Here is a 19,632-nt window from a genome sequence, read left to right on the forward strand (position 1 = left end):
ACAGCGCCCGATCGCCCGCGCCGACACCAGCCCATCGACATCCGACATGGGACTGAGCGCTGGCCTCGGATCGCCAGCCTCCAATAATCAACAGGCTCTGTACCGCCCGCCCGCTTCTCAAACCTGCGCCACGAGGCGCAGGAAGAGTATCGGCACAGATCCGGACGGTGGACACGGGAGCGCGTGGTTGCCGTCCCAGCCCTATATTCTGGGTGGACGATTCCCGGTGGACGCCGGACTCGTCTCAATCAACGGGAAGGCCACCCATGCTCGAAGTGACCACGCTCCGCTGGGCGCTCACCATCGCCGTCATACTGGGGCTGCTCGCCCTGGACCTGGGTCTCGCTGCTGCACGGCCGCACGAGGTCAAGTTCCGCGAAGCAGTGATCTCGTCGATTCTCTACATTGCCGTGGCCATCGGCTTCGGCCTGGTCTTCGCCGCGCAGGTGGGGTGGGAATTCGGTGCGGAATACTTCGCCGGTTACATCGTGGAGAAAAGCCTCTCCATCGACAACCTTTTCGTCTTCGTAATCATCATGACGACCTTCGCCGTGCCGGCCAAGTACCAGCAGAAGGTACTCATCTTCGGCATCGCGCTGGCCCTGGTCATGCGAGCGATCTTCATCGCGCTCGGTGCCGCATTGCTCTCGCTCTTCTCCTTCATGTTCCTGATCTTCGGTCTGGTGCTGATCTTCACGGCCGTCCAGCTCTACCGGCACCGCGATGTGGACCCGGATGTGCAGGACAACGTACTGGTGCGCGTGGCCCGTCGCGGCCTGACGGTCACCGAAGAGTACGACGGCGGCCGCTTGTTCTCACGCCTGGACGGCCGCCGAGCGGTGACGCCGCTCTTCATCGTGCTGCTGGCCATCGGCAGCACGGACCTCCTGTTTGCGCTTGACTCGATCCCGGCGATCTTCGGGATCACCGACGAACCGTACATCGTCTTCACCGCGAACGCCTTCGCCCTTCTCGGGCTCCGCGCACTCTACTTCCTCGTCAAGGGGCTCCTGGACCGCCTCGTCTACCTCTCCACCGGTCTGGCAATCATCCTGGCCTTCATCGGCGTCAAGCTCGTGCTGCACTGGGGGCATGGCCTCGACGACCGAGTACCGGAGGTCAGCACCAACCTCAGCCTCATCGTCATCGGCGTCGTCCTGACCGTGACGACCGTTGCCAGCCTGGTCAAGGTGCGCCGAGACCCAACCGCACGCGCCCACGCCGGTTCGCTCACGGCGGAGGAACCGAACGATTCCGGCCACTCGAGATGACCGTCTGATCAGCTGGGTCGGGCCGGGCCGCGGGTGATCCCGCGGGCCTCGGTCGCCGATAGCGCCTACGCTGGGGAGGTGCGCAGCATCCTCTTCGATTCCCCCGTCAGCCGGGCCGGCTACCTGTACGCCACCCTGGTCGGCCTGGTCTGGGGCTCCGTCTGGAGCACCGGCCGGGTCGAACGCCGCGGCGGCCTCGTGGTCTTCCGCGGGATGCCGGCCTGGGCCTTCGGTCGCGGCGGTTCCTGCGTGGGCGGCTGCTACCTGACCGACCAGAACGTCACCGACCGGATCCTGAAACACGAGGCCGTGCACAAACGCCAGTGGCAGCGGTACGGGATGGTCTTCCCGCTGCTCTACCTGGTGGCCGGCCGCAATCCGCTCCGGAACCGGTTCGAAATCGAAGCCGGACTCGACAGGGGCGGCTACCTCGCCCAGGGGGAACACAGATGAGTAAGCGAACGATCATCATCACCGGCGCCAGCGACGGCATCGGGGCCGCCGCCGCCCGCAAACTCAGCGCGGACGGCGAGCACGTCGTGATCGTGGGGCGCTCCCCCGCCAAGACGGCGTCGATCGCCGATAACCTCGGCGTGGACTACTTCGTGGCCGACTTCGCCCGGCTGGACGAGGTGCGCACCCTCGCCGCCGAACTGCGGGAGCGCTACCCGCGGATCGATGTCCTGGCCAACAACGCCGGCGGCATCATGGGCACCCGCGAGCTCACCGTGGACGGCCATGAGAAGACCTTCCAGATCAATCACCTCGCCCCGTTCCTGTTGACGACGCTCCTGATCGACCGGCTCAGCGAGAGTTCGGCCACCGTGGTCAACACCTCCAGCGCCGCGAACAGCGTCTTCGGCAAGTTCGACCTCGACGACCTCGACGCGGAGCGTTCCTACTCGCCGAACCGGGCCTACGGGAACGCCAAGCTGGCCAACATCCTCTTCACCCGGGAGCTGCACCACCGCTACCACGACCAGGGCATCTCCGCCGCCGCGTTCCACCCCGGCGTGGTCGCGACCGGTTTCGCCGCCGGCTCGACGAGCGTCATGCGCCTGATCTACCGCACCCCGCTGAAGCGCTTCCTGATGCCGCCGGAGCAGGGCGCCGACACGCTGACCTGGCTGGCCACGGCGACGCCGGGCACCGACTGGATCTCGGGTGAGTACTACGAGAAGCGCGTGGTGCAGAAGGCGAACCCGCAGGCGTACGACCCGGCCCTGGCCGCCGCCCTCTGGGCTCGCAGCGAGGCCATGACCCACGAATCGGCCGCGCCGGTACCGGAGTAACCAACCAGCAGAGGAGAAGGACAATGAGCTACGCACACACCATCACCGTGGATGCTTCATTCGACGAGGCCGTTCGCCTGATCAGGGCCGCCCTGGCCGACCAGGGGTTCGGGGTGCTGTCCGAGATCGACGTGCACGCCACCTTCACCGCGAAACTCGGTGCGGAACAAGCGGATGCGGTGGGTGACTATTTCATCCTCGGCGCCTGCAACCCGCAGCTCGCCAGCCGGGCGATCGCCGCCGACCCGAGCATCGGGGCGCTGCTGCCCTGCAACGTGGTGGTGCGGCGCGCGCCGGGCGCCGCCCAGACCACGGTGCAGGCGATCAACCCGGCCATCATGGTGGAGCTGAGCCACGCGCCGGAGATCAAGGACGTCGCGGCCGAGGCCGACGCCCGCCTGCGGGCTGCGCTCACCACCCTGCTCCCGCCCGTGTGACGCTGGGGCCGCGGGCGTCGAGGCCCTTCGGCAGAACCGGGAACGCCCGGCCTCCGCGAGGAGGCCGGGCGTTCCCGTCAGTGCTACCCGGCGGCTTTGGACTACTCGGCGGCGTAGCCCGCTGATGCCTCGGCCAGCAGGTCTGCCTCGGCCCAGGCCGCGAGGTTCGCCCGGAGCTTCGCACCGAGGTCGGCGTCCACGCTGGTCCAGTAGCCGATGGCCCGCTCGGTGACCTCGGGGCGCTCGACGCCGCTGATGGCGCCGGTGATGGTGTCCAGGAACCGAGCCTTGGCCGCATCGTCGTAGACGTCGCGGTAGAGCGTGCCGGCCTGGCCGAAGTCGCTGTCCTCAGTGCGCAGCCGCGCGGCGGCACGGAGCAGTTCGCCGTCGTTCTCCCAGCCGCCTTCCGCCGCGAGGAGCGGGTCGGCGACGGGGCCGCCGAGCGAGTTCGGAGCGTAGTTCGGCGCCTCCGGGGCGTTGTAGTGGTGGCGCGCCGCGCCATCCTGCGAGTAGTTGTTCACCGGCGCCTTCGGCGCGTTCACCGGCAGCTCGGCGAAGTTGGTACCGACGCGGTAGCGCTGCGCGTCGGGGTAGGAGAAGATGCGCGCCATCAGCATCTTGTCGGGGCTCGCCGCGATGCCGGGCACGAAGTTGGCCGGCGAGAACGCGGCCTGCTCGATCTCGGCGAAGAAGTTCTGCGGGTTGCGGTTGAGGGTGTGCGTGCCGATCTTGACCAGCGGGTAGTCGGCGTGCGGCCACACCTTGGTGATGTCGAACGGGTTGAAGCGGTAGGTCTTGCCGTCTTCGTAGGGCATGATCTGCACCGAGACGTCCCAGGACGGGAAGTCGCCGGCCTCGATGGCGTCGTGCAGGTCGCGGCGGTAGTAGTCGGCGTCGGCGCCGGCGATGAGCTCGGCCTCCGAGCCCTCCATCTCGATGTTGCCCTGGTTGGAGGTGAAGTGGTACTTCACCCAGAAGCGCTCGCCCTCGGCGTTGATCCACTGGTAGGTGTGCGAGCCGAAGCCGGGCATCTCGCGCCAGGAACGCGGCAGGCCGCGGTCGCCCATCAGGTAGGTCACCTGGTGCGCGGACTCGGGAGAGAGGGTCCAGAAGTCCCACTGCATCGTGGCGTCGCGGAGACCGGAACCCGGCAGGCGCTTCTGGGAGTGGATGAAGTCGGGGAACTTGATGCCGTCGCGGATGAAGAAGACGGGGGTGTTGTTGCCGACGATGTCGTAGTTGCCCTCGGTCGTGTAGAACTTCACCGAGAAGCCGCGCACGTCGCGCCAGGTGTCGGGGCTGCCCTGCTCGCCGGCGACGCTGGAGAAGCGCTGGAGCGTGTCGGTGGTGGTGCCGGGCTGGAAGACCGCGGCGCGGGTGTATGCGGAGACGTCACCGGTGACCTCGAACGTGCCGTGCGCCCCGCCGCCCTTGGCGTGGACGATGCGCTCCGGGATGCGCTCGCGGTTGAACTGGGCGAGCTTCTCGACCAGGTAGCGGTCGTGCAGGGCTGTGACTCCGTCGGTTCCAACGGTCAGGGAGTGCTCGTCGCTGGCGACGGGCGTTCCCGTCTGGGTGGTGGTGGGCTTGATAGTCATCGTGCTCCTTTGTTCGACAGCAGTGGTGGTCCGGTAAGAGTGGTGGCCAGTTCGACCTGGCAGGCGGGGCACAGGCCCCAATAGGTCACCTCGGCGGCACGCACTGCGAAGCCGGCGGCGTCGTCGGGCGTCAGGCAGGGTGCCTCGCCGACGGCGCAGTCGACGTCGCGTACGGTGCCGCAGCGGGTGCAGACGATGTGGTGGTGGTTGTCGCCGACCCGGCGTTCGAACAGGGCCGCGGAGCCTGACGGTTCGATCTTGCGGGTGAGCCCGGCGTCGGTGAACGCGGCGAGCACCCCGTAGACGGCCTGGAGCGAGGTGCCCGGGAGTTCGGCGCGCACGACGGTGAACAACCGGTCGGCGCTCGAATGCGGCGCGTCGGCCAGCGCGCGCAGCACGGCCAGGCGCGGCGCGGTGACCTTGAGTCCGGCCGCGCGGATGCTCTCGACGAGCGCGTCCGCGGCGGGAACCGGCGCGGGGCCGGAGGCCTCGGCGCTCGGCTGCGTCACCTCGGTCTGCGTCACCTCGGTCGCCGTCATGTCCCCCACGCTAGCCGTTGTTTTGAATTGCTCAAAATAAGGGCACCCTGCATGAACCCGTGGCTGCATGAACCCATGACAGGGCTCGGAACTCCGGGCTCCGGTTACGCGGCGGAAGGCCCGCCGGCATCGAGCGCCCGGTCGGGGGCGAGCGCGGACTCGTAGACACCCACCACCCGGGTGAGGAAGGCCTCGATGACGACCCGCTCCTCGGGCGAGAGCTCCTGGGTGAGCGAGGCGACTCCGCCGATGACGGGCATCAGCTCGTCCACGGCCTTCGCCACGGAGGCCGCGGCGGGGACGACGACGACCTTCCGCCGGTCGGAGGCGTGCGGATGCCGCTGGGCGTGACCCAGCGTGACCAGGCGGTCCACGACCAGGGTCGTCGCCGCCGTGGAGATGTCCAGGCGCCGGGAGAGCTCGCTCGGGGTGAGCGACCCGGAGACCATCAGGTGCTCCATCGCGGACAGGTCGGTCTGGTTCACCGTGAGCGCGGCGCCGACGTGGCGCTCGAAGTCCCGGGAGAGCGTCACGATCTTGCGCAGTTGATTGCCGATCCCGCCGGAGCGGGGCAGGCCGATGTCATTGACGCCGGAGTCGTTGACGCCGGTCTCGCCTGTTGCGTCTCCGACGCCTCGCGCGGCGTCGGGAGCTGAGTTGCGGCGCTGATCCATAACGGTCATACTAGTGCAAACATAGCTAGGATGCTTAGCAATAAGGCTCATTGGAGGAAAAAGTGATCGCAATCCTGCGGTTCATCACCGGTCGACGCACGGCCTGGCTCGTTCTCGCCGGGACCGCGGTCGCCGTCGGGCTGCTGTTCAGCCTGCTGCCGCAGGACAAGTCAGAGGACTTCCCGACCTCCGGGCTGCCGAGTTCGAGCCAGGCCGCCCAGGTCGACAAGCTCCTCGCGGACTTCCCCTCGGCCAAGCAGACCTCCGCGATCGTGGTGTGGAGCCGGACGGGCGCCGACCTCTCCGCCGCCGACGTCACGGCGATCACCGACCGGGCTGCCGCGCTCGGCGAGCAGTCCACCGCCCCCCGGGCGACGACGCCGAGGTTCAGCGATGACAAGCGGGCCGCCATCAGCGTGGTGCCGCTCGAGGCGAAGAAGGCGACCGCCGACATCGGGAAGACCGCGACGGACATCCGCTCGGCGGCCTCGTCCGACCTCCCGACGGGGCTCACCGCCTACGTCACCGGTCCGGTCGGCTTCCAGTCCGACATCACCAACGCGTTCGCCGGCGCCGACCTCCGGCTCCTCCTCGTCACCGTGATCGTCGTCGCGGTGCTCCTGATCGTCACCTACCGCAGCCCCGTGCTCTGGATCGTGCCCCTAGTCGTGGTCGGCCTGGCCGACGGCCTGTCCACGGTCGTGGTCGGCGCCCTTGCCGGACCGTTCGGCATCGTGCTCGACCCGTCGGTGTCCGGCATCCAGTCCGTCCTGGTCTTCGGGGCCGGCACGAACTATGCCCTGCTGCTGGTCGCCCGCTACCGGGAGGAACTGCTCCGGGCGGAGAACCGCAACGCGGCCATGCTCACCGCCGTGCGCAGCGCCGGACCGGCGATCGCCGCCAGCGGCGGCACGGTGGCGCTCAGCCTGCTCACCCTGCTCTTCGCCGAGCTCTCCGGCAACCGGGCGCTGGGCTTCGCCTGCGCCATCGGCGTCGTCGTGGCCATCCTCTTCGCCCTGATCGTGCTGCCCGCCGCGCTCGTGGTCTGCGGCCGCGGCCTGTTCTGGCCATTCGTCCCCCGCTTCCAGGCCGGCCTCGAGCCGGCCCGCGAGGGCTTCTGGACCCGGCTCGGCCGCGGCGTCGCCCGCCGGCCCGCCCTGATCGTGGTCACCTCGATCGCCGGTATCGGGGCGCTCAGCCTCGGCCTGCTCGGGGCATCCGTCGGCCTCTCCCAGGCCGACCAGCTGCTCGGCAACCCGGAGTCGGTGCAGGCGCAGAAGATCGTCGACCGGTCCTTCTCGGCCGGCCTGACCAGCCAGACCGTCGTCCTGGCCCCGGATGCCGCGGCCGCCGAGGCCGCGGACCTCGCTTCCGCCACGACCGGGGTCGAGGCCGTGCAGCCGGGCGAGAGCGCGAATGGCCGCACCCGGCTGAACCTCTCGCTGGCGAGCGAGCCGGGCAGTGAAGCGACCTTCGGCACCCTCGCCGCGCTGCGCGCCGGCTACGCGGATGCCTCCGGTGCGGTCTCCGAGTCGCTGGTCGGCGGCAGCGATGCCACCGCGCTCGACAACCGCACGAGCGCGCAGGCCGACCAGGACCTGATCATCCCGATGATCCTCGCCATCGTCTTCGGCATCCTGGCCATCCTGCTCCGTTCGCTGGTCGCGCCGGTGCTCCTGATCGTGAGCGTGCTCGCGACGTTCTTCGCCAGCCTGGGCGCCTCCAACGCGATCTTCCAGAACCTGATGGGCTTCCCCGCCTTCAACACCAACGTCGTGCTGTTCGCGTTCCTGTTCCTGGTGGCGCTCGGGGTGGACTACAACATCTTCCTGACCACTCGGGCCAGGGAGGAGGCCCAGCATCACGGCACGAAGGAGGGAATGGTGCGCGCCCTCTCCTCCACCGGCGCCGTCATCACCAGCGCCGGCATCCTGATCGCCGCGGTGTTCGCCGTCCTCGGCGTCCTGCCCGTGGTCGCCCTCACCCAGATCGGCGTGATCGTCTGCATCGGCGTGCTGCTGGACACCCTCGTCGTGCGCACGCTGGTGGTGCCCGCCCTGGTCTTCCTCACCGGCGACCGCTTCTGGTTCCCGTCCCGCCCGGCAGCGCGGGCCCCGCGGAGCTGACCTGGTCGGCCGGAACGTTCGGGCGTCCGGCCGGCCGGCCCCCTGGCCGCACCATCCTCACCGCTCGGGCGGCACCCGATGCTGCCAGCGCAGGCGCCGCTCGAGCTGGGCGCCGAGGGCCAGCAGGGTGGCCTCGCCGCCCGGCCGGCCGATCAGCTGCACGCCCATCGGCAGGCCGTCCCCGGTCTGCAGCACCGGCAGCACGATGGCCGGGAGCCCGGCCACGTTCACCATCGACGTGAACGGGGTGTACCGCACCTGCTGGGCGAAGTTCGCCTCGCCGTCCTCCCGGTCGTACCAGCCCACCGGGCGCGGGGTCATCGCCAGCGCCGGAGTGAGCACGGCGTCGAAGCGGGACAGCTGGCCGATGAACGACCGTTCGTAGGCGGCGAGCGCGGCGAGCGCCTCGGCCAGGGTGCGCGCCGAGAGGGCGCGGCCCCGGCCGACGAGCCACCGGGTGAGCGGCTCGAGCAGCAGCAGCTCTTCCTCGGTCTCGGCCGGGATGCTCGCGGCCCCGGCCTGCCAGATCGTGCGGAAGGCCGGGGCGTAGCTCTCGTCCGGGGTGAGCGCCGTCTCCTCCAGGCCGTGCCCGATGGCGGCGAACTCGGCGACGGCGAGGTCAAGGGCCGCCATCGCCTCGGGTGCGAGGTCGATCGGGTAGTCACCGTCCCAGGCCGAGGTGGTCATCACCCCGAGCTGGAACCGGCCTTCCCCGCGCAAGGCCGCCGCCAGCAGTGGGGCCTCCTCGCCGGGGGCGCGGAGGGCGAACGGGTGCGACGGATGCCCGCCCCGGGGAGTGATCATCGCGTCCAGCAGCAGCGCGGCATCCGCCACGGTCCTCGCCAGCGGCCCGCCGACGCTGAGGCCGCCGAGCGTGTCGATCCCGGACGCGGCCGGCACCCGGCCGCGGGACGGCTTGAGCCCGACCAGGCCGCATGCCGCGGCCGGAATGCGAATCGATCCGCCGCCGTCGGAGCCGGGGGCGAACGGGAGCAGGCGTGCCGCGACGGCGACCGCCGCCCCGCCGCTCGATCCCCCGGCGCCGAGGTCGGGATTCCAGGGGTTGCGGGCAGGGGCGGCCGCCAGGCTCTCGGTGTAGGCGGGCAGGCCGAACTCCGGAGTGTTGGTCTTGCCGAGGCTCACCCCGCCGGCCGCGTCGAGCGCGGCCACGAGGTCGTCGGACTCCGCGGGAACGAAGTCCCGCATCAGCCGGGATCCGAACCGGGCCGGCACCCCGGCGCGGAGCTGGAGGTCCTTGTCGGCGAATGGGAGTCCCCAGAGCGGCGCCGTCTGCGGCACGTGCTCTTCGATGTGACGGGCCCGCGCCTGCGCGGCCTCCGCGGTGACGGTGACGAACGCGCCGAGGGCGGGGTTGGCCGCCTCGATCCGGGCCAGGTAGTGCCGGGTCAGCTCGGAGGGGCTGAACTCGCCGCGCTGCAGGGCCTGCCATTGCTCAAGGGCGGTCAGTTCGTGTGGCTCGGTCATGCCGGTCAGGCGCCGATTCCGGTCAGGAGGGCCTGGAACGCCCGGGGCGCAGCGGTGAGCACCGAACGCGCCGCCCAGGTGCCGGCCCAGTGTGCGACCTGAGCCACGTTGATGATCTCGTACTGCACGACGGAGCCGGAATCCTCCTCGAGCACCCGGTACTCGCCGCGGTACCACCAGCTGCCCTGCACCACGATCAGTCGCTGCGCCGGGTCGGAGAGGAACCGGCCGCCGGCCCCGGCGCGGGGCTCGAGTGCCCGCAGCAGACGCGGGTAGACAACGGTCGGGGCGGCGTCGAGGTGGCCGGCGAAGGAACGCAGTACCGTGTGCCGCTCGGGCAGGTCGAGGGGGGCATCGGTCATCCCTCGACTGTACGCGGGCCGACTCGCTAGCCTGAAACCATGAGAAACAGAGTGTTCAACCCGATCGGAACCGTCGCCCTCGTCACGGGGGCCTCGAGCGGGCTGGGTGCCGGTTTCGCGCGCGAGCTTGCCGAGCGCGGGGCCGACCTCGTGCTCACCGCCCGGCGCCAGGACCGTCTCGAAGGCCTGGCCGTCGAACTGGCCGAGAAGTACGGCACGGTGTCGACGGTGATCCCGCTCGACCTCGCCGCGCCGGGCGCCGTCGCCGAGCTGGTCGCCGACCTGCACACCCGCGGCATCACCGTCGGCACGCTCGTCAACAACGCGGGTTTCGCCACCTACGGCACCCTGGCCGACTCCGACCCGGTGCGGCTCTCCGAGGAGGTTTCGCTCAACGTCACGGCGCTCACCGCGCTCACCCGGGCGTTGCTGCCCGACCTGCTCCAGGCCAGCCGGGCCCACCCGGCCGGCGCCGCCCTGGTGAATCTGGCGAGCACCGCGGCGTTCCAGCCGGTGCCGAAGATGGCCGTCTACGCTGCGACGAAGGCCTATGTGCTCAGCTTCACGGAGGCGCTCTGGTACGAGACCAGGCAGTCGGGCCTCAAGGTCACGGCGATCTGCCCCGGCCCGGTGGACACCGAGTTCTTCGAGGTCGCCGGGCGCAGCGCCGACTCCTACCGGGACCTGCTCACGGTGGCCGACGTCATGCGCACCACGTTCACGGCCCTCGACCGGGCGTCCACCCCGCCGCACGCGGTGAGCGGCCTGCGCAACTCCGTGTTCGCCCAGGTTGCCGGCCGGCTCCCCCATCGCACGGTCGTCACCGTGGTGGGCCGGATGAACCGCTCGGGTCCGACCGCCTGACCCGCGCCGGTCCTACTTGAGGCTCTTCTGCATCAGCACGGTGCCGAGCCAGCGGTCGAACTTGTAGCCGACCTTGCCCATCCGGCCGATCTCCTCGAAGCCGTAGTCGCGGTGCAGCGTGATCGAGGCGTCGGCGCCCTGGTCGGCGATCACCGCGATGATCTCCTTGAGGCCGGCCGTCTTCGACCGGGTGATCAGTTCACCCAGCAGCACCCGGCCGAGGCCCTTGCCGGTGGAGGCCGCGCCGAGGTAGATCGAGTTCTCGACCGTGAACCGGTAGGCCCGCTTCTCTTTCCAGGGGCTGACGAGCGCGTAGCCGAGGATCTGCCCGGCCGGCGACACGGCCACGATGAACGGCATCCCGAGTTTGCCGAGGTAGTAGAACTTGCTCCGCCACGCGGCGAGGGTCATCGGGTCGACGTCGAAGGTCACCGTGCTGTTGGCGACGTAGTAGTTGTAGATCTCGCGGATGTACGGCAGGTCCGTGATCTGGGCGTCGCGCATCGTGTATTCGAACGGGGCCTCGGCCGCCGGCCGCGGCCGGAGGTGCCGGGGCAGCTGTCGGCGCGGCTGGTATTCCTCTTCAAGCACGTACTACTCCTCACCCCGGAAGATTCCAGATTACCCGAGCGACCAGTCCACCGGGGCCGCCCCGGCCGCCACGAGGCAGTCGTTCGCCCGGCTGAACGGCCGGGACCCGAAGAACCCGCGGCGCGCCGACAGCGGGCTCGGGTGCGCGGACTCGATCACGGGCGTGTCGCCGAGAAACGGCCGGGCCTGGCCGGCATCCCTGCCCCAGAGGATCGCGACCAGAGGGCGCCTCCTCGCGACGAGCGCCCGGATGGCCTGCTCGGTGATCCCCTCCCAGCCGCGCCGCCGGTGCGACCCCGAGATCCCCGCCTGCACGGTGAGCACCCGGTTGAGCAGCAGCACGCCCTGGTCGGCCCAGGGCGAGAGGTCGCCGTTGGCGGCCGTGACGCCCACGTCGTCGCGCAGCTCCGCGGCGATGTTCCGGAGGCTCGGCGGCAGCGGGCGCACGTGTCGCTCCACCGCGAAGGCGAGGCCGATCGGATGCCCCGGGCTCGGATACGGGTCCTGGCCGAGGATGAGCACCGACACGGCGTCGAACGGGTCCCGGAACGCCCGGAAGACCGTGCCGGCCGGCGGCAGCCACGGGCGCCCGGCCGCGGTCTCGGCGCTGAGGAACCCGTCCATCGCCGCGACCTCGTCCGACACCGGCTCGAGCGCGCGCGCCCAGCCGGGATCGATCGCGCCGGAGCGGGCGAGCGTCTCCAGCGTTGTCGACGGCACCGGGGAGCGGCTCAGGCGCCGAAGGTGCTGACGAGCACGCCGCCGTCGGCCTGGCTGACCCGCCAGACGCTGCCGGCCCCGACGACGCTGAGGGCGCCGACGCCCACGATCAGGGCCGTGCTCTCGTCGATGGCCAGTCCCCCGTCGATCAGGCCGGCCTCGGTGGCCGCGACGAGCCGGGAGAGCGTTCCCCACTGCGCCGCGTGCACCTCGACCGTGACGTCGAGCAGCCCGATGCCGGGCTCGATGGTGACCTCGTCGAGGCCTTCGGCGGCATCCTGAGCGGTCACCTCGACCCCGCCCATCCGCCAGCCGCCGATCAGGGCACGCTCGGCCGCGATCATGGCGCCCGCGGAGAACCCGAGGTACGGGATGCCGGCGGCCACCTGGCGGCGGATCTCGCCCGCGATCGGGGCGACCGCCGCGAGGTAGGCCGGGGTGAGCCCGCCGCCGATGAGGATGCCGTCGACCTCTGAGACGGCGAGCAGGCCGGCGAGGGCGCCGTGGGCGAGGCTGGTGATCTTCGGTTCGAGCTCGCCCGCGGCGCCGACCGCGGCCACGAGGTTCGCCGCGTGTTCGGCGCCGTCGCCATCGCGCACCGCGATGATCGCGATCCGCGGCGCGGTACGGCCCAGGGCGGCTCCCCGCGCCGCGGCCTCGACCAGGAACGGCCCGTAGACGGCCGCGTCGTGTTCGGGCGTCCAGCCGCCACCGACCAGGTGCACGCTCACGCGAGGACTCCCTCGACTGCGACGAGGGCGGCGGCGACGGGGACGGTCACGGAGGCGTCCGGGGCCACCACGGGCAGCGACGACCACGGGAAGACGATCCAGCGGTCCGTCTCCCGCCAGGTGTAGTCGGGGACGAGCACCGTCCGCGGCTTCGTGTAGAGGGTGGCCGTGCGCACCTCGGCCGCGCATTCGCGCAGCAGATCCACGACGAGCGCGAGGGTGTGCCCGGAGTCGGACACGTCGTCGACCAGCAGCACGCGCAGCCCGGCGAGCGCCGGGGCGTCGAGCATCGGGCCGGACAGGACCGGCTCCGGCAGCCGCTCGTCCACGCCGGTGTAGAACTGCACGTTGATGCTGCCGCAGTTCTTGGTGCCGAGGGCGTAGGACATCGCGCCCGCGAGCAGCAGGCCGCCGCGGGCAATGGCGATCACGACATCCGTCTGGTAACCGCTGGCCAGAACCTCCGCGGCCAGCGTGCGGGCCGCGTCGGCGAAGACGTTCCAGTCGAGGACTTCTCGTTGAATCCCGGTCAGGTCTGTGCCTGCGTCATGCGCGTCGAATGCCATCTGCCAATGCTAGGTCACGAGCAGGTCACGGGAGGTGCCGCTCCTCATGGCCGTTGTAGAGCGACAGGGGCCGGATGAGCGCGTTCGCGGCGGTCTGCTCGATGATGTGGGCGGTCCAGCCGGTGAGCCTCGCCGCCACGAAGATCGGCGTGAAGGTGAGGGTGTCGAAGCCCATCAGGTGGTACGCCGGGCCCGACGGGTAGTCGAGGTTGGGCAGGATGCCCGTGCGGGCCTCCATCGCCGCGGCGAGGGATCCGTAGAGCTCGAGCAGGTCGGGCCGGCCGAAGTGCTCGATCAGGGTGAGCAGGGCCGTGTACATGGTCGGCACCCGGGAGTCGCCGTGCTTGTAGACCCGGTGCCCGAAGCCCATCACCTTGTGCTTGGCGTCGAGGGTTCGGTTCAGCCAGGCCTCGGCCCGCTCCCCCGCGCCGGGGCCGGCACCGATCTCGTCGAAGATGTGCATGACGGCCTCGTTCGCGCCGCCGTGCAAGGGGCCCTTGAGCGCGCCGATCGCGCCGGTGATCGCGGAGTGCAGGTCGGACATCGTCGAGGTGATCACGCGGGCGGTGAACGTGGAGGCGTTGAACGAGTGCTCGGCGTACATGATCATCGACACGTCGAAGGCCTCGACGACGATGAGCTCCGGCACCTCGCCGAACGCCATGAACAGGAAGTTCGCCGAATAGCCGAGGTCGTCGCGCGGCTCGATCAGGTCCAGTCCGTGCCGGCGGCGCTGGTCGTAGGCGACGATCGACGGCATCTGCGCCCACAGGCGCAACCCCTTCGCCCGGTTGGCCTCCGGCGACGAGTCGTCGACCTGGGGGTCGCCCGCGCCGATCAGGCTCACCGCGGTGCGCACGACGTCCATCGGGTGCGCGGTCACCGGCAGTTCGTCGATGACCCTGCGCACGGCGGGCGCCAGGTGCCGCAGCGACCGCTCCTGCTCTTCGAAGTCGGCCAGTTCGTGCTCGGTGGGCAGTTCCCCGTTCCAGAGCAGGTAGGCAACCTCCTCGAAGCTGCGCTGTGCGGCCAGCTCCTGCACGGGGTAGCCGCGGTAGAGCAGTGAGTTGGAGTCCGGATTCACCTTGGACACGGCGGTCCTGTCGACGACAACCCCCGCGAGGCCCTTGAAAACCGTTGGTTCGTTCTGAGTCATGACGCTCCTTTGCGTTTCTACGAGGGAAGGTTCGGGTTGAGGGTGAAGTTGAACACCCCGGAGTCGAAGTGGTTGTAGGCCGGGTAGTCGAGCAGTTCGTAGAGTTCCGCCCGGTGCTGCATCTGCGGCAGGAGCGAGGTCAGCGATCCCTCCGCCTCGATGGTATCGAGACCGCGCTCCGCCGCGCCCATGGCCAGGCGCAGGAGCGAGACGGGGAAGATGACGATGTTCATCCCCACGTCGGCAAGCTGCTTCACGGTGAACAGCTCGCCTTTGCCGAACTCGGTCATGTTCGCCAGGATCGGCACGTCGACCGCGGCTCGGATCGCGGCGAACTCGGCCAGCGACGCCATCGCCTCGGGGAAGATCGCGTCCGCGCCGGCGTCGACGAGCTTCTTCGCCCGGTCGACGGCGGCGGCCAGGCCGTCGACGGCACGGATGTCGGTGCGCGCCATGACCAGGAAGTTCGGGTCCCGCCGCGCGTCGACCGCCGCGCGGATGCGCTTGGCGGCCGTTGCGTCGTCGACGACCTGCTTGCCGTCGAGGTGCCCGCACCGCTTCGGGTTCACCTGGTCCTCGATGTGCATCCCGGCCAGTCCCGCGTCTTCGAGGGTCTGGATCGTGCGCGCCACGTTCATCGGCTCGCCGAAGCCGGTGTCGGCGTCCACGATGGTGGGAAGGTCGGTCATCCGGCTGATCTGCTGGCTGCGCCCGGCGACCTCGGTGAGGGTGGTCAGGCCGATGTCGGGCAGGCCGAGGTCGGCCGACAGCACCGCCCCGGAGATGTACACGCCCTCGAACCCCTTGGCCGCGATCAGCCGGGCCGAGAGCGGGTTGAACGCGCCGGGGAAACGGAGCAGCCGGCCGGAGGCGAGCGCCGCCCGGAAGTCGGCGCGCTTCTGGGTGGGGGTGACGGCGGAGTAGAGCATCAGAAGATTCCGTTCGGGGTGGGGAGGGAGGTGAGCAGGCCGTTGGCGGCCACGATGGTGAGCTCGCCGAGTTCGTCGGCGGTCAGGCTCGGCAGTCGTTCGGCGGCGCTGAGGAAGCGCACGATCTCGCCCTCCTCCAGCACGCCGGCGGCGAGCACACGGAACTTGTCGACGTACTCGGCGCGGCCGAACGGCCGGGCGCCGAGCGGGTGCGCGTCGGCGACCGCGAGCTCGTCGACGATGCGGCTGCCGTCGCTGAGCCGGATCTCGACCCGGCCGCCGAAGGCCTTCTCGGCCGGGTCGAGGGAGTGGTACCGGCGGGTCCATTCCGCGTCTTCGGTGGTGGTGACCCGGTTCCAGAGGGCGACGGTGTCGGCGCGGCCGGCGCGCTCGGGCCGGTAGGAATCCCCGTGGTGCCAGCTGCCGTCCTGGAGGGCCACCGTGAAGATGTACGGGATCGAGTGGTCCAGGGTCTCCCGGCTGGCGGTCGGGTCGTATTTCTGGGGGTCGTTCGCCCCGGAGCCGATCACGTTGTGGGTGTGGTGGCTGGTGTGGATGACGATGGATTCCACATTGGCCGGGTCGGCCAGTTCGGGGTGCTCGCGGTGGAGCTTGCGGGCCAGGTCGATCAGGGCCTGGGCCTGGTATTCGGCCGAGTGCTCCTTGGTATAACTGTCCAGGATCGCCCGCTTCGCCTCGCCCGCGCCGGGCAGGGACACCTCATACGCGGCATCCGGCCCGTCGAGCAGCCAGGCGATCACGCCGTCCTCGCCCTCGTAGATCGGCGTCGGGCTGGTTTCGCCCCGCATCGCGCGGTCGACGGCTTCGACCGCCATCTTGCCGGCGAAGGCCGGCGCGTAGGCCTTCCAGCTGGAGATCTCCCCCTTGCGGGACTGCCTGGTCGCGGTCGTCGTGTGCAGGGCCTGGCCGACCGCCTGGAAGATCGTCGCCGGGTCGAGGCCGAGCAGCGTGCCGATTCCGGCCGCGGCCGACGGGCCGAGGTGGGCGACGTGGTCGATCTTGTGGGCGTGCAGGCTGATCGCCTTGACCAGGTCGATCTGCACCTCGTAGCCGGTCGCGATCCCGCGCACGAGGTCGCGCCCGGTCAGTCCGCGGGCGGTGGCGAGGTGCTGGGCCACGGCGACGACCGGCGGGATGTTGTCACCGGGGTGCGAGTACTCGGCGGCGAGGAACGTGTCGTGGTAGTCCAGTTCGCGCACGGCCACGCCGTTCGCCCAGGCCGCCCACTCCGGGGACACCCGGCGCGAGCGCTGTTCGCCGAACACGGTCGACCCCACCCCGTTGAACGACCGCGGATGGGCCAGCGCCTGCGAGCGGGCGGCGACCACGGGCCGCCGGGTCAGGGAGGCTGCGGCGACGGCGGCGTTGTCGATGACCCGGTTGATGATCATCTCGGTCACCTCCTCGGAGACCGGCACCGGGTCGGCGGCGCACTCGGCGATCTTCCAGGCGAGCTGATCGGTGCGGGCCAGGTTCTCATCGCTGCGGTGAACACGAACGTGGTGCTGTTGCACGGTGGTTCCTTTCGGTTAGGCGACCGGGCCGGTCGGCTGCCCCTGGATCGCCGCGAGGACGTTCGTGAGGCTCTGCTGGAGGTGGACGTGGGTGGCGTGGGCCGCCAGCGAGGTGTCGCCGGCGATGATCGCGTCGATGATGAGCAGGTGCTCGGCCGCCGCGGCGCGAAGCCGGGCCGGGTTTCCCCTGGCCAGGCGGCGGATGCGGGCCAGGTGGGTGCGCACGTTGGCGAGCGCGCCGACCAGGAACGGGTTGGCGACGGCCTCGTCGACGGCATCGTCGAACTCGTCGATCAGGTCGTAGTAGCGGTGCAGGCCGGTCTCGCCCTGGGCCAGCAGCTCGGGGGCGGCGAGGAACTGGTCCCGCAGCGCCAGGAAGACGGCAGGGTCGCGGCGGTCGGCGGCGATCCGGGCGGCGTGCTCCTCGAGGGCCCGGCGCACCTCGTACAGTTCGCGGATGCTGTCCACCGACATCTCGGTGACCATGAAGCCCCGGCCGGGCCGGCCGGCGACGAGGCCGTCGGCGATCAGCCGGGCGATGGCGGCGCGCAACGGCGTGCGCGACACTCCGATCCGGGCCGATTGCTCGATCTCGAGCAGCCCGGTGCCCGCGGGCAGGATCCCGTCCAGGATCTCCCCCCGCAGCTGCCGGTAGGCGCGCTCGCTGGCGCGTACTGGTGCGGTGGTCCCCGCCGTTGGGGTTTCTGTATACACAAACCACATGTTATTCCCTTTGAGGGGGTTTTATGCAAGACTTCGAGCATTCTATGTATACATAGGAGCTTCAATGGGGAGGTTCACAATGACACGCGACTCAACCGTCGGTTATCACGAGACGTGGCAGCGGAGCATCGACGCCGACACCCGCGCCGAATTCTGGCTCGAGGCCGCGCAGGCCGTCGACTGGATCACGCCGCCGCGGATCGCCCTCGAGGAGCGCTCCCCCGGAACCTGGCGCTGGTTCCCGGACGGCGAGCTGAACACGAGCTATAACGCCCTCGACCGCCATGTCCTCGCCGGGCGGGGCGCCCAGACCGCCGTGATCTACGACTCCGCGATGTCGGGCACCCGGATCCGGATCAGCTACCTCGACCTCCTCTGCCGGGTGTCCCGCTTCGCCGGCGTACTCAGGGAGAACGGCGTCGGCCGGGGCGACCGGGTGATCGTCTACCTGCCGATGATCCCGGAGGCCATCGTCGCGATGCTGGCCTGCGCGCGAATCGGCGCCGTGCACTCCATCGTCTTCGGCGGCTTCGCCGCGAGCGAGCTGGCCGTGCGCATCGACGACGCCCGGCCGACCGTGATCGTGACGGCATCCGGCGGCCTGGAGCCCGGCCGCGCGGTCGAATACCTGCCCCTGGTGCAGCGAGCCCTGGCCCAGAGCGCCGGTTCGGTGCGCACGGTGATCGTGCGCGACCGGGAGATGATCCCCGGCAGTGCGGCCGACTACGCCGGCGCCGACGGCGTCGCCTGGCTGGACTGGGCGACCGAGGAGGCCAAGGCCACGCCGGCCGACCCGGTGGCCCTCCGCTCCGAGGACCCGCTGTACATCCTCTACACGTCCGGGACGACGGGCAACCCGAAGGGCATCGTGCGCGACAACGGCGGCCACGCCGTCGCGCTGGCCTGGTCGATGCGCAACATCTACGCGGCCGGGGCCGGCGACGTGTTCTGGGCCGCCTCCGACGTGGGCTGGGTGGTCGGCCACTCGTACATCGTCTACGCCCCGCTGCTGGTCGGGGCGACCACCGTGATCTACGAGGGCAAGCCGATCGGGACCCCGGACGCCGGCGCGTTCTGGCGCGTGGTCGAGGACTACAGGGTGAAGGTCCTGTTCACCGCGCCCACCGCGATCCGCGCCATCCGCCGGGTCGACCCGGAGCTGCGCGAACTCGAGAAGTACGACGTGTCCAGCCTGCACGGCCTGTTCCTGGCCGGTGAGCGCCTCGACCCGGAGACCTACCACTGGGCGAACGACGGCCTGCACTGTCCCGTCGTCGACCACTGGTGGCAGACCGAGACCGGCTGGGCGATCTGCGCGAACCCGCGCGGCATCGCCGAGCTGGAGACGAAGCCGGGTTCGGCCACCTTCCCGGTGCCCGGTTACGACGTCGTCATCCTCGATTCGAAGGGCAGACCGGTCAGCCGGGTCGGCAAGGACGGCAACATCGCCATCCGGCTGCCGCTGCCGCCGGGCAACCTGCTCGGCATCTGGGGCAGCGAGGAACGCTTCGCCAGCGCCTACCTCTCCGCCTTCCCCGGTTTCTACGCCACCGGGGACTCCGGCCACTTCGACGACGACGGCTACCTCTACGTGATGGGCCGAACCGATGATGTGATCAACGTGGCCGGCCACCGGCTCTCCACCGGCTCGCTCGAGGAGGTGCTCACCCTGCATCCGGCGGTCGCCGAATGCGCGGTGCTCGGTGTGCACGACCCGCTCAAGGGCCAGCGCGCCGCCGGTTTCGTCACGCTGAAGGCCGGCGCGACGATCGACCATGACACCCTCGCCACGGAGCTCGTCGCCCTCGTGCGCGAGCATGTCGGCCCGGTCGCCGCGTTCCGGGACGTGACCATTCTCGACCGACTGCCGAAGACCCGATCGGGCAAGATCCTGCGCAAGACCATCCGGCAGATCGTCGACGGCGAGCCGTACACGGTGCCGCCCACCATCGAGGACCCGGCCACCCTCGACGCCCTCACGCTGGCCGTGCACGGCGCGGCCGGCGCCCCCCAGGCCACCCCGTAGCATCCGT

Annotated in this window: 20 protein-coding genes; 7 read left to right on the top strand and 13 right to left on the bottom strand. The window is 70.4% G+C overall.

From position 1 onward, the window contains the following. Positions 1-266 precede the first annotated feature (266 nt). The 4 genes from E3O32_RS12020 (at position 267) to E3O32_RS12035 (ending at position 3,000) form a co-directional block, all read left to right on the top strand. Positions 267-1,271 (top strand): TerC family protein, encoded by a 1,005-nt coding sequence (locus E3O32_RS12020; RefSeq protein WP_134509819.1) that lies wholly within the window; start codon positions 267-269, stop codon positions 1,269-1,271. A gap of 78 nt (positions 1,272-1,349) precedes the next feature. After that, positions 1,350-1,724, top strand: coding sequence for a Fe-S oxidoreductase (locus E3O32_RS12025; RefSeq protein WP_134509821.1), 375 nt, complete (start codon positions 1,350-1,352; stop codon positions 1,722-1,724). Next, complete coding sequence (locus E3O32_RS12030; RefSeq protein ID WP_134509823.1) at positions 1,721-2,563, top strand: SDR family NAD(P)-dependent oxidoreductase; 843 nt, start codon at positions 1,721-1,723, stop codon at positions 2,561-2,563. Before E3O32_RS12025 ends, E3O32_RS12030 begins: the two co-directional genes overlap by 4 nt. Before the next feature lie 23 nt (positions 2,564-2,586). Next, entirely contained in the window at positions 2,587-3,000 is a 414-nt protein-coding gene (locus tag E3O32_RS12035; RefSeq protein ID WP_134509825.1) for a DUF302 domain-containing protein, read from the top strand. Positions 3,001-3,101: 101 nt separating this feature from the next. Here the strand turns inward: E3O32_RS12035 and E3O32_RS12040 are convergent, their stop codons facing one another. The 3 genes from E3O32_RS12040 to E3O32_RS12050 all read right to left on the bottom strand — a co-directional run bounded on the left by E3O32_RS12040 (position 3,102) and on the right by E3O32_RS12050 (position 5,811). Continuing rightward, complete coding sequence (locus E3O32_RS12040; protein ID WP_134509827.1) at positions 3,102-4,598, bottom strand: catalase; 1,497 nt, start codon at positions 4,596-4,598, stop codon at positions 3,102-3,104. Then, entirely contained in the window at positions 4,595-5,137 is a 543-nt protein-coding gene (locus E3O32_RS12045) for a Fur family transcriptional regulator (protein ID WP_134509829.1), read from the bottom strand. The genes E3O32_RS12040 and E3O32_RS12045 overlap by 4 nt, the downstream gene beginning before the upstream one ends. 104 nt (positions 5,138-5,241) lie before the next feature. Beyond that, the gene (locus E3O32_RS12050) at positions 5,242-5,811 is read right to left on the bottom strand and encodes a MarR family winged helix-turn-helix transcriptional regulator (protein ID WP_241974879.1); all 570 of its coding nucleotides are present in this window, start codon (positions 5,809-5,811) and stop codon (positions 5,242-5,244) included. Positions 5,812-5,873: 62 nt separating this feature from the next. On the opposite strand from E3O32_RS12050, the gene E3O32_RS12055 reads away from it, so the two are divergent. After that, positions 5,874-7,937, top strand: a complete 2,064-nt coding sequence (locus E3O32_RS12055; protein WP_134509831.1) for an MMPL family transporter — start codon at positions 5,874-5,876, stop codon at positions 7,935-7,937. Between the two features lie 57 nt (positions 7,938-7,994). Here E3O32_RS12055 and E3O32_RS12060 read toward each other — a convergent pair whose 3' ends face one another. After that, complete coding sequence (locus E3O32_RS12060; protein ID WP_134509833.1) at positions 7,995-9,422, bottom strand: amidase; 1,428 nt, start codon at positions 9,420-9,422, stop codon at positions 7,995-7,997. Between the two features lie 5 nt (positions 9,423-9,427). Next, positions 9,428-9,784, bottom strand: coding sequence for a hypothetical protein (locus E3O32_RS12065; protein ID WP_134509835.1), 357 nt, complete (start codon positions 9,782-9,784; stop codon positions 9,428-9,430). Positions 9,785-9,823: 39 nt separating this feature from the next. Here E3O32_RS12065 and E3O32_RS12070 point away from each other — a divergent pair, with 39 nt between their 5' ends. Further along, positions 9,824-10,648, top strand: coding sequence for an SDR family NAD(P)-dependent oxidoreductase (locus E3O32_RS12070; RefSeq protein WP_134509837.1), 825 nt, complete (start codon positions 9,824-9,826; stop codon positions 10,646-10,648). A gap of 12 nt (positions 10,649-10,660) precedes the next feature. Here the strand turns inward: E3O32_RS12070 and E3O32_RS12075 are convergent, their stop codons facing one another. Genes E3O32_RS12075 through E3O32_RS12110 form a run of 8 tightly spaced genes read right to left on the bottom strand, consistent with a single transcriptional unit; the run spans position 10,661 to position 17,590 of the window. Further along, positions 10,661-11,239 (bottom strand): GNAT family N-acetyltransferase, encoded by a 579-nt coding sequence (locus E3O32_RS12075; protein ID WP_174776511.1) that lies wholly within the window; start codon positions 11,237-11,239, stop codon positions 10,661-10,663. A gap of 30 nt (positions 11,240-11,269) precedes the next feature. Further along, positions 11,270-11,959 (bottom strand): uracil-DNA glycosylase, encoded by a 690-nt coding sequence (locus E3O32_RS12080; protein ID WP_134509839.1) that lies wholly within the window; start codon positions 11,957-11,959, stop codon positions 11,270-11,272. An 11-nt stretch (positions 11,960-11,970) separates the two neighbouring features. Then, positions 11,971-12,690: a Type 1 glutamine amidotransferase-like domain-containing protein gene (locus E3O32_RS12085; protein WP_134509841.1), complete on the bottom strand. Its 720-nt coding sequence runs from the start codon at positions 12,688-12,690 to the stop codon at positions 11,971-11,973. Then, positions 12,687-13,256: a phosphoribosyltransferase gene (locus E3O32_RS12090; protein ID WP_134509843.1), complete on the bottom strand. Its 570-nt coding sequence runs from the start codon at positions 13,254-13,256 to the stop codon at positions 12,687-12,689. Before E3O32_RS12090 ends, E3O32_RS12085 begins: the two co-directional genes overlap by 4 nt. Positions 13,257-13,281: 25 nt before the next feature. Next, positions 13,282-14,412 carry a bifunctional 2-methylcitrate synthase/citrate synthase gene (locus tag E3O32_RS12095; RefSeq protein WP_134509845.1) on the bottom strand — a complete coding sequence of 377 codons (1,131 nt, stop codon included), beginning with the start codon at positions 14,410-14,412 and terminating at the stop codon, positions 13,282-13,284. Positions 14,413-14,429: 17 nt separating this feature from the next. Beyond that, on the bottom strand, positions 14,430-15,341 hold the full coding sequence (prpB, locus tag E3O32_RS12100; protein ID WP_134509846.1) for a methylisocitrate lyase: 912 nt from the start codon (positions 15,339-15,341) through the stop codon (positions 14,430-14,432). Beyond that, positions 15,341-16,876, bottom strand: coding sequence for an MmgE/PrpD family protein (locus E3O32_RS12105; RefSeq protein WP_134509848.1), 1,536 nt, complete (start codon positions 16,874-16,876; stop codon positions 15,341-15,343). The genes prpB and E3O32_RS12105 overlap by 1 nt, the downstream gene beginning before the upstream one ends. 15 nt (positions 16,877-16,891) lie before the next feature. After that, a complete protein-coding gene (locus E3O32_RS12110) occupies positions 16,892-17,590 on the bottom strand; it encodes a GntR family transcriptional regulator (RefSeq protein ID WP_241974881.1) in 699 nt (232 codons plus the stop codon). Positions 17,591-17,678: 88 nt separating this feature from the next. Between E3O32_RS12110 and E3O32_RS12115 the strand changes: the two genes are divergently transcribed. Further along, the gene (locus tag E3O32_RS12115; RefSeq protein WP_174776512.1) at positions 17,679-19,625 is read left to right on the top strand and encodes an AMP-binding protein; all 1,947 of its coding nucleotides are present in this window, start codon (positions 17,679-17,681) and stop codon (positions 19,623-19,625) included. Positions 19,626-19,632 lie beyond the last annotated feature (7 nt).

Origin of the sequence: Cryobacterium mannosilyticum (assembly GCF_004402705.1) — a bacterium.
Lineage (GTDB): Bacteria > Actinomycetota > Actinomycetes > Actinomycetales > Microbacteriaceae > Cryobacterium > Cryobacterium mannosilyticum.

Coding starts and splice junctions, on each gene's coding strand:
- E3O32_RS12020 (WP_134509819.1), top strand. CDS start 267: ATGCTCGAAGTGACCACGCTCCGCTGGGCGCTCACCATCGCCGTCATA.
- E3O32_RS12030 (WP_134509823.1), top strand. CDS start 1,721: ATGAGTAAGCGAACGATCATCATCACCGGCGCCAGCGACGGCATCGGG.
- E3O32_RS12035 (WP_134509825.1), top strand. CDS start 2,587: ATGAGCTACGCACACACCATCACCGTGGATGCTTCATTCGACGAGGCC.
- E3O32_RS12040 (WP_134509827.1), bottom strand. CDS start 4,598: ATGACTATCAAGCCCACCACCACCCAGACGGGAACGCCCGTCGCCAGC.
- E3O32_RS12045 (WP_134509829.1), bottom strand. CDS start 5,137: ATGACGGCGACCGAGGTGACGCAGACCGAGGTGACGCAGCCGAGCGCC.
- E3O32_RS12050 (WP_241974879.1), bottom strand. CDS start 5,811: ATGGATCAGCGCCGCAACTCAGCTCCCGACGCCGCGCGAGGCGTCGGA.
- E3O32_RS12060 (WP_134509833.1), bottom strand. CDS start 9,422: ATGACCGAGCCACACGAACTGACCGCCCTTGAGCAATGGCAGGCCCTG.
- E3O32_RS12065 (WP_134509835.1), bottom strand. CDS start 9,784: ATGACCGATGCCCCCCTCGACCTGCCCGAGCGGCACACGGTACTGCGT.
- E3O32_RS12070 (WP_134509837.1), top strand. CDS start 9,824: ATGAGAAACAGAGTGTTCAACCCGATCGGAACCGTCGCCCTCGTCACG.
- E3O32_RS12090 (WP_134509843.1), bottom strand. CDS start 13,256: ATGGCATTCGACGCGCATGACGCAGGCACAGACCTGACCGGGATTCAA.
- E3O32_RS12095 (WP_134509845.1), bottom strand. CDS start 14,412: ATGACTCAGAACGAACCAACGGTTTTCAAGGGCCTCGCGGGGGTTGTC.
- prpB (WP_134509846.1), bottom strand. CDS start 15,341: ATGCTCTACTCCGCCGTCACCCCCACCCAGAAGCGCGCCGACTTCCGG.
- E3O32_RS12115 (WP_174776512.1), top strand. CDS start 17,679: ATGACACGCGACTCAACCGTCGGTTATCACGAGACGTGGCAGCGGAGC.